Raw genomic sequence first — 645 nt, 5'->3', positions numbered from 1 at the left:
ATCTAGATATAAAGACTCAAGCTTTGAAAGATCCACATATAACTATAATCGGTTCAGGACAAAGTGCTGGAGAAATATTTTTAGATTTAATGAGATCAAAAAGTGATTCAACAAAAATTACGTGTTTAACAAGAAGTAAAGTCTTTTTCCCTATGGAATACTCTAAGCTTGGGCTAGAGCACTTCTCACCTGATTATATTGATTATTTCTATAATCTCTCTAGTAGAGAAAAGCCAAAGCTTATAAAAGAACAAGACCTACTATATAAAGGCATAAGTGCTCAAACTATTTCAGATATTTATGATGTTCTTTACGATCAAACAATACAAAATAAAGATTCCGCTGAACTTATTGCTAATGCTGAATTTATAGCAATGTCTGATAATAGTCCTGAACTTAATTGTTATTTTTATCATAAACAACAGGACAAAGACTTTTTAGTAAAAACAGATAGAGTCATTGCAGCAACAGGATATAAAACAAATATTAACCCAGCTATCACCAATATAGATAAACTTATAGTCCGCGGTGAAAATAGCTGCCTAAAAGTAACAAAAGACTATAAGTTAATAACTAAAAATACTAACTTAAATATCTTCATCCAAAATGCTGAAATGCATACCCATGGTGTTGGAGCTCCTGATT

At 30.9% G+C, this 645-nt stretch carries 1 protein-coding gene; it reads left to right on the top strand.

Translation table 11 applies throughout. The features are described 5' to 3' along the window. Positions 1 to 645 (top strand): SidA/IucD/PvdA family monooxygenase (locus tag DNK84_RS13990; protein ID WP_162902527.1); only part of this gene is annotated, 645 nt, incomplete at both ends.

Source organism: Facilibium subflavum, assembly GCF_003574485.1.
Classification (GTDB): Bacteria; Pseudomonadota; Gammaproteobacteria; order Francisellales; family Francisellaceae; genus Facilibium; species Facilibium subflavum.
This window is presented reverse-complemented; position numbering and strand designations above follow the sequence as displayed.